The sequence below is a fragment of the Pedobacter glucosidilyticus genome (genome assembly GCF_002483235.1).
Lineage (GTDB): Bacteria > Bacteroidota > Bacteroidia > Sphingobacteriales > Sphingobacteriaceae > Pseudopedobacter > Pseudopedobacter glucosidilyticum_B.
This window is the reverse complement of sequence record NZ_DLHN01000021.1, coordinates 23,727-36,679: the sequence shown is the minus strand read 5'-3', so window position 1 is coordinate 36,679 and position 12,953 is coordinate 23,727. Positions and strand designations below refer to the sequence as shown.

The 12,953-nt window shown below is 35.2% G+C and carries 10 protein-coding genes; 3 read left to right on the top strand and 7 right to left on the bottom strand.

Translation table 11 applies throughout. The features are described 5' to 3' along the window. Nucleotides 1–137: 137 nt before the first annotated feature. From B2745_RS06720 to B2745_RS06710, 3 genes are read left to right on the top strand one after another with little or no spacing between them, the layout of a single operon-like run. Nucleotides 138–3,653, top strand: coding sequence for a gliding motility-associated C-terminal domain-containing protein (locus B2745_RS06720; protein ID WP_304064551.1), 3,516 nt, complete (start codon nucleotides 138–140; stop codon nucleotides 3,651–3,653). A gap of 4 nt (nucleotides 3,654–3,657) precedes the next feature. Continuing rightward, nucleotides 3,658–4,596 carry a PorP/SprF family type IX secretion system membrane protein gene (locus tag B2745_RS06715; protein ID WP_304064549.1) on the top strand — a complete coding sequence of 313 codons (939 nt, stop codon included), beginning with the start codon at nucleotides 3,658–3,660 and terminating at the stop codon, nucleotides 4,594–4,596. A gap of 11 nt (nucleotides 4,597–4,607) precedes the next feature. After that, nucleotides 4,608–6,704 (top strand): OmpA family protein, encoded by a 2,097-nt coding sequence (locus B2745_RS06710; protein ID WP_304064547.1) that lies wholly within the window; start codon nucleotides 4,608–4,610, stop codon nucleotides 6,702–6,704. A gap of 157 nt (nucleotides 6,705–6,861) precedes the next feature. Here the strand turns inward: B2745_RS06710 and B2745_RS06705 are convergent, their stop codons facing one another. The 7 genes from B2745_RS06705 to B2745_RS06675 all read right to left on the bottom strand — a co-directional run bounded on the left by B2745_RS06705 (nucleotide 6,862) and on the right by B2745_RS06675 (nucleotide 12,933). Beyond that, complete coding sequence (locus B2745_RS06705; RefSeq protein ID WP_304064544.1) at nucleotides 6,862–7,275, bottom strand: DUF6691 family protein; 414 nt, start codon at nucleotides 7,273–7,275, stop codon at nucleotides 6,862–6,864. Nucleotides 7,276–7,279: 4 nt separating this feature from the next. Continuing rightward, nucleotides 7,280–7,840, bottom strand: a complete 561-nt coding sequence (locus B2745_RS06700; protein WP_304064540.1) for a YeeE/YedE family protein — start codon at nucleotides 7,838–7,840, stop codon at nucleotides 7,280–7,282. Beyond that, nucleotides 7,837–8,652 (bottom strand): universal stress protein, encoded by an 816-nt coding sequence (locus B2745_RS06695; RefSeq protein WP_304064537.1) that lies wholly within the window; start codon nucleotides 8,650–8,652, stop codon nucleotides 7,837–7,839. The genes B2745_RS06700 and B2745_RS06695 overlap by 4 nt, the downstream gene beginning before the upstream one ends. A 4-nt stretch (nucleotides 8,653–8,656) precedes the next feature. After that, complete coding sequence (locus B2745_RS06690; RefSeq protein ID WP_304064534.1) at nucleotides 8,657–10,078, bottom strand: MBL fold metallo-hydrolase; 1,422 nt, start codon at nucleotides 10,076–10,078, stop codon at nucleotides 8,657–8,659. An 80-nt stretch (nucleotides 10,079–10,158) separates the two neighbouring features. Beyond that, entirely contained in the window at nucleotides 10,159–10,953 is a 795-nt protein-coding gene (locus B2745_RS06685) for a sulfite exporter TauE/SafE family protein (protein WP_304064531.1), read from the bottom strand. Between the two features lie 84 nt (nucleotides 10,954–11,037). Continuing rightward, nucleotides 11,038–11,679, bottom strand: a complete 642-nt coding sequence (locus tag B2745_RS06680) for a Crp/Fnr family transcriptional regulator (RefSeq protein WP_304064528.1) — start codon at nucleotides 11,677–11,679, stop codon at nucleotides 11,038–11,040. Nucleotides 11,680–11,778: 99 nt separating this feature from the next. Then, on the bottom strand, nucleotides 11,779–12,933 hold the full coding sequence (locus B2745_RS06675) for an alginate lyase family protein (protein ID WP_304064525.1): 1,155 nt from the start codon (nucleotides 12,931–12,933) through the stop codon (nucleotides 11,779–11,781). Between the last annotated feature and the right edge of the window lie 20 nt (nucleotides 12,934–12,953).

Here is a 12,953-nt window from a genome sequence, read left to right as displayed (position 1 = left end):
GCACAATCTATATAAATCAGAAATAATAGTTTATTTTACCAAACAATGAAAACAATAAAACAACTATTATTTCTTTTAATTTAAAAAAATAAACTGGTATCTGCTTTGTTACCCCAACAAAAAACAATTATTTGTAAATGATAAATTTTGTACTTAAGTATTCGAGAAAGTCTTTACTCTTTCTGTTTTTATTAAGTTGCTTTTCTACCTTAGCCCAACCTAATAAAGATGGTAATTTAACTATAACCACAGCAAAAACTGTTGTGAATAGATATACAAGAGTTGTAGCAGACATCAATGCAGGAACTAATAAAATTATTGTTAGTAATATTAATGATTTAAACAGGGATAATATCACTTATTTACCTGCTGGTTATACTACCAACAATAGTGTTTTTGCAAATAATGTTTTAGCTAATGGCGATTTAATTTTGATTTATCAAGCACAGGGTGCTAGTATAAACACTTCAAATACCGTTAATTATGGTAATATTTTAGATTTTAATGGTGCTGGCCGATATGAGTTTGCTTATGTAGAAAGCACTAACGGAAATGAGATAACGTTAATTTGCGGCACTAAATTATCTTATTTCTCTAGATTTTATGTTCAGGTTATAAGAATACCACAATATAATAACCTCACTATAAATACAGGTGCTAGCATAACGTCTATTCCTTGGGGTTCACCATCATTTGGTACAGACCCAGATAGAAATTTCGAAATCAACGGAATAACATTAGCCCCATCTTCTTTAACCAGAAGAAGAGGTGGTTTTACTGCCATACATGCCACAAATATTGTAAACAATGGTTCCATCAACAGTAATTTTGCTGGGTTTAGGGGTGGTACTATAGACCCTTATACTAATGAGGCCGGATCGGAAATCGTTAAAGAATATAGATCTAAAGACCCTAATAGAGGTGCAGAAAAAGGAGAAAGTATTGCTGGTTACCGCGAAGACTATGAAGACCGGCCTTATCCTAATACGATAGAAATTGGTAGATGGGGACGTGGTGCACCAGCCAATGGTGGTGGTGGCGGTAACGCTCACAACGCAGGCGGTGGTGGCGGATCTAATGGAGGAAACCCAAATAACTGGTTTAGAGGTGCTGGAGTTATGAATGATTTTGGAGGCTCTTGTGCTTCAGATGCCTGGAAGCTAGATCCTGATTATATTGCGAATAACAATCAACTAACAAATTCTTCTGGTGGTGGTAGAGGTGGTTATACTTTTGCAGGACTGATAAATTTCGCCTTGGTAGATGGAGATGCTTGTACTGTAGGGCCTTCTTATGCTGCAAATGAAATTGCTCCAAATATCCCTCCTACTGATATTTTAAACATCAGTTGGGGTGGAGATTATAGAGTAGCAGCCGGAGGTTTAGGTGGCAGACCTTTAATATCACCAAACTTAAGGAATCAATTATTTTTTGGTGGTGGTGGTGGTGCTGGAGATGGTAATGACTCTTCTAATAGCGACGGCGGCGATGGCGGAGGTATACTTTTCTTAATTGTAGCTAATGGATTAACCGGAAACGGCTCTATAGAAGCCAATGGAGAAGACGCTACTAATACTATAAATACTAACAATGATGCACCAGGTGGCGGTGGTGGTGGTGGTACGGTACTTATCCAGTCTAATACTATTGCCAGTACTTTAACTATCAATGCTAACGGTGGTAAAGGTGGCTCGCAACTGATCACCAATTTCGAATCTGAAGGTCCGGGCGGTGGCGGTGGCGGTGGTGTAATTTCTATTAACGCTACTAGCGATGCATCAACAAAAAATGTTAAAGGAGGGATAAACGGCAGGACAACCTCTTTAGCTATGACAGAATTTCTGGCCAATGGTTCTACCAGTGGTAGCGAAGGCTCAATCATCAATATACCTATTAGGTTAGATGTTGGTGCCTGTGATGTTGATTTAGAGATTAGAAAAACCATAAATAACAATACACCTAATGTTAATAGTAATGTAACCTTCACTTTAGAGGCTATTAACAATGGTCCTGGCGATATAACAGGTGTTGTAGTTGAAGATTTATTGCCAAATGGATACACACTTGTAAGCACTAGCGCAACCAAAGGAAGTTATACAACACCTAACTGGAACATAGGTAGTTTAATGGCTAGCGAAAGAGCTACTTTAACTGTTGTAGCAACTGTATTATTAAATGGTAGCTATACCAATACGGCAGTTATAAGAGGTGATAAATCAGACTCAAATGTAGCTAATAATACTTCTACGGTTACACCAAGTCCAAGAGGAATTGCTGATTTAGAAGTAACTAAAACACTACCAAGCAATTATCAAGTGGTAGGTACTACAAGTTCTTTTACCATAACCGTAAAAAATAACGGACCAAGCGTTGCCAGAAATATTATTGTTAATGATGTGCTACCCACAGGTTATACTTTAGTAAGTGCAACTTCTTCTGCAGGTATTTGGAATGCTCCAAACTGGGTTTTAGATATCCTTAACAGCGGACAAAGCCAAACTCTAGTAATTTCTGCTACTGTTAATGCTACAGGTAATTATACCAATACAGCTACCGTTAGTTCAAGTTCGCAAACAGACCCCAATCCTTTAAATAATATTTCGACCATAACGCCAAAAATAATTGGCGCAGGTAATGATGCCGGTAATGTTAATGGAAAAACTGGTGGCGTAGCCATTGTAAATATTTTAGTTAACGATAATTTAAATGGTTTGCCAGCATCTGTTAATAATGTTGACATTATCCAAATTAGCACTACCAATAGTACGATCAACATCAGCACAAATAATGGACAGGTAGTGGTACCACCAGGTACTACCCCAGGCATATATACCATAAATTACAGGATTACCGATAAAACAGACCCTTTAAATACGACTACAGCTACAGTAATTGTAACGGTTAATAGTTCACCGGTATTAGGTTTGGCTAAATCTGCAAGTGCGGTTGTGGTAGATGCAAACGGAATCAATACAGTAACTTATACCATCACAGCAGAAAACTTAGGTAATATTGAACTCAATAATCTTAATATTACAGACAATTTAAGAGTTACTTTTCCTGATCCATTAGAATTTAATTTAGTAGGAGGATTGACAACTACAGGCAACTTAATTGCTAATAATAGTTTTAATGGTATTTCTGTTATCAATCTTTTAAATGGTGGAAGTTTAATACCTGGCGAAAGACAAAGCGTAAGTTTTACACTTCAAATCAATACCAAGAAAAAAAATGGTACTTACCTAAATACAGCTAATGCAACTGCTGAGAGTATAGACGGAACAGTTAATGATACTTCTACCAATGGTATAAACAGCGACCCTGATAATAATGGTGTACCTGATGAACAAATACCTACACCTGTTATTTTAAGAGGAACTTCTATTTATATTCCAGAAGGTTTTTCTCCTAACGGCGATGGTACTCATGATAATTTTGTGATAGAAAACCCTAATAATGACTTATTACTATTAGAAATTTATAATAGATGGGGTAATCTAGTATTTAAAGATCCAAACTATCAAAATACATGGAACGGTATTTCAAATCAAGGTATAAGAATAGGTGAAGACCTCCCAGACGGAACATATTTTTATATCCTCATTGTAAATCAACAAGAAAGATATACTGGTTATATCACGCTAAAGAGATAATAATATGCACACAATATCAAAATATATCATCGGCTTTTTGCTTGCTTTCTTTTGTATAAACGTCGTTTATGCACAACAAGAAGCCATGTACTCGCAATACATGTTTAATACACTTGCTATTAATCCTGCTTATGCCGGAAGTAGAAATGTTGTAAGCGCAACTGCCTTATACAGAAACCAATGGGTAGGTATTGAAGGAGCTCCAAGCACACAAACTATTTCTTTTGATGGCGCAACGTCAAATAAAAAAGTTGGTTTAGGCTTCCAGGTATTTAATGACGAAATAGGAATTAGTAAAACTACCGGAGCATTTGCCAGCTATGCGTATCGTATCAGAATGGATAAAGGGACTTTAGCATTTGGTTTACAAGCAGGCGCAGCATTATATACTGCTAATTTTAGTCGCGTGGCCTTAAATCCAACTGGTGCGCCTGATGTAAGTTTTGCACAAGATGTTAGAACCGTACAGCCCAATTTTGGTGCTGGCGTTTATTATAATTCTGATAAATTTTATTTGGGTGTTTCTGTACCACAAATGCTGGGTAATACCTTAAACAACAATACCAATATATCAAGCAGTAGACTTATTGCAAGACAGTATACCCATTTATTTATTGCAGCAGGCTATGTTTTTGATATCAATAAGGATATAAAAATTAAACCATCTGTATTGTTTAAAGGTGTACAAGGTGCTCCATTGCAATTAGACATTAACAGCAATGTTTGGTTTTTTGATATTTTTTCCATCGGTTTACAATACCGTACAGAAGCTGATATTGCAGCTATGACAGAGATTCAGTTAAATTCGCAAATTAGGTTTGGTTATGCTTACGATAGAAGTACAACCAGACTAGCAGACTTCAACTCTGGTAGTCATGAGTTTATGTTACGCTATGAATTTGGGTCTGCAAAATCTAAATTATTATCTCCACGATATTTCTAAGAAAGATGTTTATGAAATTTAGCACTATATTATATACCATTTGTTTGTTACTTTTTAGTTTACAAGCAAAATCTCAACTTTTTGAATCGCATCTTAAAGCTGGCGAAAAAGAATATCAAGCGTTAAGGTATAAAATGGCTGTCCCGCATTTCTTAAATGCTTATAAAAAAGATACCACAAATAGCTTAGTTATAGAGCGGTTAGCCAATAGCTACCGTTTAATTAAAGATTATGATAATGCCGAGATATGGTATACTAAACTTAGTAAAACCAAAAAGAGCCTAAATACCAATGATTTAAGATACTATGCAGAAGCTTTAGCAAACAACGGGAAGTACGAGGAATCTCAGATGATTTCTAATAAAATAACCAATGCTAAGTATAGAAAAGATTATATTAATAATACTGCCGACAGTAGTAGATGGAAAATAAAGTTAACTAATTTTAACACACAGTTTTCAGAATTTAGCCCGGTATATTATAAAGATGGACTTGTGTTTACAAGCAACAGAACCTTAGATAAACTGGTAAAACACATTTATGGTTGGGATTTATCGCCTTATAACAACCTATATTTTATAAGTAATGATAAAATTATCACCACCGATTCTAGTAATGTCAGCTCCATCACAAAAAGTAAATACCCTTACATTTTCAATGATGATGATACTAAAGCAACTAGTAATGATAGTAAATTATTAAATACTTACAGCCTCAGTACAAAAACCAATACCAGTATTTATACAGATAATTTTGTAGAAGCCAAGAAATTTAGTACCGATTTGAAATCAAAATTCCATGACGGAACAGCCACTTTTTCTGAAGACGAAAATGAAGTTTTCTTCACCAGAAATCATGAGAAAAAAGATCAAAACGGAACTTATAAATTAAAAATCATGACTTCTACCTTTCGAGATGGAGCATGGACCAAACCTACAGCGTTTGCTTACAATAGTCAAGAATATTCTACAGGACACCCTTCTTTATCTAAGGATGGAAAAATTTTATTCTTTTCATCAGACAAACCAGGTGGCTTGGGAGGGTCTGATATTTATTACTGCACAAGAAGAGGAAATAATACATGGAGTAACCCAACAAATTTGGGAAACATGATTAATACCGCAGGTGAAGAACAATTTCCATTTGTTGATGATGATGGTAATTTATATTATGCTTCAAGCGGCAAAGGAGGTTACGGCGGACTCGACATATTTTTTGTCCCGCTTAAAGATTTAAAACCGAATGGACCAGTAAGAAATCTAGGTGCACCTTTAAACTCTAATAAAGACGATTTTGGCTTTATCATCAACAAAGAAAAAACAGAAGGATTTTTTACCTCTAACAGAAATTATAACGATGATATCTTTAGCTTTGTGCAATTACCCTCAAATCGTTTAGATTTAATTGTGGATGTTGTTGATGAGAATGACACGCCAATCGAAGGAGCGCTTGTTAAGTTAACATCGTCAAGCAGTTATACTTTTGAACAACTTAATGATGTAAATGGGAAAGCATTTTATGAGTTAGAACCCAATTTAAATTATACCATAGAAGGCTCTAAAAAAGGCTTTACAGCTCAGCAAGTTAGCATTACTACTGTAGATAAGCTTCCTAACCAAACCTTATATGCTAAAATAGTATTGAGCAAACCACCTAGAGGTATTAAAACGGTTAATGTTGACATTAAACTTACAGCTAAATGCGATTCTCTAAAGAAACATTACTATTTACCAGAAATTTATTATGATTTGGACCAGTCATACATCAGGGCTGATGCTGTACCTACCATGCAACGCTTACTTGGTTTATTATTGGCAGAACCAGAACTTAAAGTATTGATAGGCTCTCATTGCGATTCTAGAGCCGGAGTATTGTATAATTTGGATTTATCTAAAAGAAGGGCGCAAGCTGCAAAAGAATATTTAATGCAAAGAGGTGTGGCAGAATCAAGAATTATAGCTACTTTCTTTGGTAAATCTAACCTTACTAATGGTTGTGCAGATGGTGTACCTTGTCCAGAAAATTTACAACAACAAAATAGAAGATCAGAATTCCAGATTATAAGGAATGGAAAAAATTTAAATATAGAATGCGGCTTTGGCTTCTAGTCAAATAGCTCTCGATAGTTATTTCTATATAAATAGGCTGTTTTAAACCATTTAATTAAGTTGAGCCCTTTGCTGAACAAGAGATGGTCATTTAAACAGCCTATTTACATTTAAAATATTTTTACTTTTATAAGATGTTTTAAAAGCGTTTTAGATATTAATGCGGCAATTTATCTTTAATGACACCATAAAGATACGTTCCGCCTAAGGCGCCAGCTATCACAATAAGCATAGCAAAATATCCGTAACCCACATTTACAAACATAGGCCCTGGACAAGCACCTGTTAAAGCCCAACCTAAGCCAAAAATTGTACCGCCAATGATATATTTTTTCCAGTTTTTATCTTTATCCTGAAAAACGATGGGATTGCCTTCTGTATCTCTTAAGCGAAATTTTTTAATCAAAAAAACGGCTAATACACCTAAAGTTACCGCAGTACCAATAATGCCGTACATGTGGAAAGATTGAAAACGGAACATCTCCTGTATGCGATACCAAGATATAGCCTCTGATTTAGCCATGATAATTCCAAAAACTATTCCTGCTAGTATAAATTTTAATCCCTTCATGTTTCTAGAATATTAATGGTAAAATAAAATATGTCATGGCTAAGCCTCCTATAAAAAAACCTATTACAGCTACCAAAGAAGGTATTTGTAAATTTGATAAACCACTGATAGCATGACCAGAAGTACAACCACCTGCGTATCTAGAACCAAAACCTACCAAGAAACCACCTATCAATAATATCAATATGCCTTTAAAAGAAGTGGCAAATTCTAACCCAAAAATATGGGAAGGGTTTAGCTGCCCGTCAAATGCAATTCCCAGTTGTTTTAAATCTTGTATGGTTGATGCTGAAAGCGCTAAAGGCTCATCATTTTTTAAAATGGTTGATGCTATAATGCCTCCAATTACAGAGCCCACTAAAAATAATAGATTCCATTGCTGTGATTTCCAATCAAAATCAAAAAATTTTACTTTTTTACCGGCACCTGCCATGCTACACATGGTTCTCAGGTTTGATGAAAAACCAAATGATTTCCCAAAAAACAGCAATAAAATCATAATAAAAGCTATAGCCACACCAGATACATACCATGGCCATGGCTGTTTTAAAATTTCTAACATCATAAACTATTTAAATGATAAGTAAGAACTGGTTTAGCGCAATGGTTGATTAAACGCTCTGCCACGCTACCAAATAATAAATGACCAAACCCTTTACGTCCATGCGTTCCTATGCAAACCAAATCCATTTCATGGTCTTTATTAAAATTGTATACACCTTCATCAACCTGATCATCAGAATGAAGAAAAATGTTATAATTTTCCAAGTTATTGATAACTGCAAACTCTCGCATATTATGTTCGATATCTGCTACCATATTTATTTCATTAGGTTTTAAAATATGTAATAAGTTGATACAAGCATCTTGATTAGCAATTTTATGAATAAAATCTAATTGAGGGTGTTTGCTTGGCTTTTCAAAATCTAACAATAACAAAACCTGTTGTAGCTTGGTTGGGGCGCTATATTGATTTACCGTAATGATAGGCACAGCAGCGCCTCTTGCTACATGTTGTGCTTCTGAACCTACTAAATGTTCCATTAAACCAGAAGAACCTTTTGTTCCCATGATGATAACATCTACACCTAACTCTACAGCCATTTCATTAATGGTTGAGGTTATAGCTCCTTTTTTTAGAAGATAATCAAACTTCCAGCTTAATTGTAAAGCTTTAAACTTTTGTTTTGCCTCATCTATTAGGGTAAGCACTTTATTTTCTGCGGCTTCTTCATCTAAAATATTTCCGTTTACAGGTATAACATGCAATAGGGTAATTTGTGTATTTAGCTTTTTTTGAAGTAAGCTAACCACAGCATCTGCTGCTTTAAAAGTGCTAGAAAAATCTGTTGGCACTAAAATTTTTAATGTTTCCATTTGATTAAGATTTTATAGTGCTTGGACAAACATAAGCACTGATGTTAAACTTCTCTGTTTCTTTGATGGCTTTAAAACCACCTTTTACGTCAATCAAATTCTCGAAACCGCGGGCTCTTAAAATAGAGTTAAAAATCATGGAGCGGTAACCACCAGCACAGTGTACATAATAAGTTTTATTCTTATCCAGCGTACTCATTTGGTTATTGATATAATCTAATGCAACGTTTTCTGCCTCCAAAACATGCTCTGCAAAATACTCGGTATCTTTTCTAACGTCAACCATATTTACGGTTTCACCTGAAGCCATTTTTTGAGCTAATTCCTCAGCAGAAACAGATGCTATTTTATCTACTTCTTTACCTGCTGCTTCCCATGCTTTCATACCTCCGGCTAAATAACCAATAGCGGCATCATAACCCACTCTTGCTAAACGTGTTACCACTTCTTCTTCTCTTCCTTCATCGGTTATTAATAATATTTCCTGCTTAATATCCGGAATTAAAGAACCCACCCAAGGCGCAAAATTTCCATCGATACCAATATTTATAGCGTTAGGAATAAAACCTGCTGCGAAAGTTTGTGCATCTCTGGTATCTAACAAAACAGCACCTGTTTCATTAGCCGCGGCTTCAAAAGCATCCGGAGATAAAGCCTGTGTACCTTTTTCCAGAACTTTTTCAAAACTTTCATAACCTTCTTTATTCATTTTCACGTTTTCTGGGAAATATGCTGGCGGAGGGGTTAAGCCATCTGTTACTTCTTTTACAAACTCCTCTTCTGTCATGTTTGCTCTTAAAGCATAATTGTATTTTTTCTGATTACCCAAGGTATCTGTTGTTTCTTTACTCATGTTTTTGCCACAGGCAGAACCTGCCCCATGTGCTGGATATACAATAACATCATCTGGTAATGTCATCACTTTATTTCTTAACGAGCTAAACAAAGTAGCTGCTAGTTCTTCTTGGGTCATGTGTGCTGCTTTTTGTGCTAAATCTGGGCGACCAACATCACCAATAAACAAAGTATCGCCAGAGAAAAGAGCTGTTTCTTTTCCATCTTTATCTAATAATAAATAACAGCTAGATTCCATGGTATGGCCTGGTGTATGTAATACTTTAAAGCTGATATCGCCAAGTTTAAAAATTTCTCCGTCTGTAGCTATATGCGCATCAAAACTTGGATTTGCTTGTGGACCATAAATAATTTTTGCTCCTGTTTGCTTACTTAAATCAACGTGACCGGATACAAAATCTGCATGGAAATGGGTCTCAAAAATGTATTTGATAGTAGCGCCATTAGCTTTAGCTTTCTCTATGTAAGGACCAACTTCTCTTAAAGGATCTATAATGGCGGCTTCATTCCCTGATTGAATGTAGTAAGCACCTTGTGCTAAACATCCGGTATAAATTTGCTCAATTGTCATCTATATAATTTTTTAATTTTTCTATTTTATGTATTCAAATTTCGACTTCGTTTGTGATTTATTTGGTGACTTTTATCACTTTACAGATATATTTCTTTAATCAGAATATATATCCCCATCAATAATACAAACCAACCAAAACCTTTTTTCAGTTTATCGCCAGCTATTTTCTTACCTATAATTCCGCCTATGAAAATCCCGGCAATGGCTATAGCACTAATGGTAAGCAAGAAAATCCAATCGATTTGAAAATGACCTAAGTCTCCGGCAAAGCCTATTAAAGAGTTTAAAGCTATGATGAGTAAAGATGTTCCGATAGCTTTTTTCATAGGTAATTTAACCAAGAAAACTAGTGCTGGGATTAATAAAAAACCTCCTCCGGCACCTAAAAGACCAGTTATAACACCTATAGCAACGCCATATCCTAGCAGCTTTAAAAATTTAATACAATCTGTACATTCTTTATCAGGAGCTGCTAAACTCCCGTTTTTTATCATACTTATAGATGCTGCCAGCATTAAAATGGCAAATAAAACCATTGTAAAGACTGATGAAGTAAACTCGAAACCCGCTACCGTAAATAAGTAATGCGGAATATTAGGTACTAAAAATTTTCTGGTTAAAAATACGGTGATGATAGAGGCAGCGCCAAAATATAAAGCAGTTTTAACACTTACCAAATTATTTTTAAAATTGTTGTAAGAACCAATTAAACTGGTTGTACCTACTATAAATAAAGAGTAAGAAGTGGCTAGTAATGGATGTATCCCAAATAAATAAACCAGTACAGGAACTGTCAAAATAGAACCACCGCCACCAATTAAACCCAGTGAAACACCAATAAGAGCCGAAGCTAAGTAACCTGCTATTTCCATTTATTATAATTTACAACAAAGATGCTGCAATGGCTACTGCTTATTGGTGACTTTTGTCACATCTTCAAGAAAAACATCAAAAGATTATTTTAACCATTCTACCGCATTACGATGCAAGATAACATCGCCACGTTGTTCTATTTTTTTCAGTAATCTGGATATTACCTCTCTTGATGAGTTTAAATCTGCTGCAATTTCTTGATGCGTTAAAGGTAATTGCTTGGTATTGAGCTTTTCTGTTTGCTTCTTGAGGTAAAATAGCAAACGCTCATCTAAACCTTTAAACGCTACGCTATCTATCACTTGTAAAAGTTCTTCAAAACGATTTCTGTAGGTTTCTAGTGTAAAATAATACCATGTTTTATAATTACGCACCAAATCATCCATAATTTCTATAGGGATAGCTAAAACCGTGGTTTTTTCTACCGCTTTAGCCATTACCTCGCTGGTTTCTTGCTTGGTAGCACAAATTAAAGACAAAGCACAAGCATTACCAGGCTCCAGATAGTACATAAAAAATTCACCCCCATCTTCACCTTGTCTGTATAATTTTACTTTACCATCTACCACCAGCATGGTAGAACGAAAATACTGCCCAGGCTGCATCATCAACTCGCCAGCTTCAAAAGTTTTGATACTGGTATGCTGTGCTAATTTTTCTTTTAAAGCTAGTTCAAACTGAGGGAAGTATTTATTTAGATAATCGTTTGCAGAAAGGTTTGCCATTATTTTTTACCTATGATTTTTTTCTAAGATAAAGCTTTTACCTTCTTGGTGTTATTTTTTGATGATTTATGATGATACATTAACAAAGATTATCTCCGCTTAAAGCCAAATTACAGGATATTTAATCACTAAATTTCTAACAACTTCTTCTACTTGAGGTTGATGATTTAAGCCTACCCAAGTATTAAACCATGTTTTTTCTTTAAAAGCATTTGCCCCGAAAACTAATGCTGGTTGTGCTACAGGCCAATCGTTCCAATACATCACATCGGGTTTTAATGGCCATTTACTTTTATCCTTGATGTATGGATATAAAAAAGCTATACCTTTTTGGATAGATTTACCATCAGCAGTTTTAAAAGCCCATAAATTATCTTGAGGGGTTGATAAAATTTGGCAAAGGGTAGCCATTGCATCTAAGTTAAATAAAGAATAGCCATAAGGTTTAGTTCGAGCCATTTCTAAAGGGAAACTTCCATCAAGCGCCATTTGATTGGGTAATAAAACAGTTTTATATCTATTTCTACAAAATTCTTGTAGCTTTTCATCCCCCGTTAGTTTAGCAAAAGAAGCTACCTGCATGGTAAAACAAGTGCCATGGTTATTTTTAGCTTCCATTTCTGCCTTACCGTATGGATGTGTCATCAACCAGTTTAAATACGCGGCAAACCAATCTTTAATGGCTTTTAAATCCTCTGCTAAAATTCCTTTTTGCATCACGATTATACCTTGTGCAACATCCATCAAATGAATAGTATCAATAATACCTATTCCACGACCTGTAAACCGCCCTTTTATAGCTTGAGCGTATAAAAGATGAGGATTCATCTTCGTATCAGTATTTATAAACCAAGCTTTCAGGTGTTTTACAGCGTGATTGGTATATTTTTTATCTCCGGTAAGCTTATAAGCTGATGCTAAAGAACCTATAATTTTCCCTAACCTAATTACCGCAAAACGATGGGCAACAAAATTATCTGGATTGGTTAAACCATCTTTTTGTATGTAAGGTCCATCTGGGTTTTGAGGATCTGGCCACCAATAATCTCCTTCTGAGTAGAAATCATTTTTACCTCCAGCACTTCTTGGTGATGAGCTTGCTGTTATGGTAACAGGTTGCTCTTGTAAAGCCCATGCAGCTTCTTCAAGAATTTGCTTTTTTAATACTTGGGTAATTTGTTTTTCTAACTGAGGAGTAGCATCAGCGCTAAAACCTAAAAACAAAAGGCAAATCAGGATTAAAATACGGTTCATTTTTGGTTTAATATTTAAGC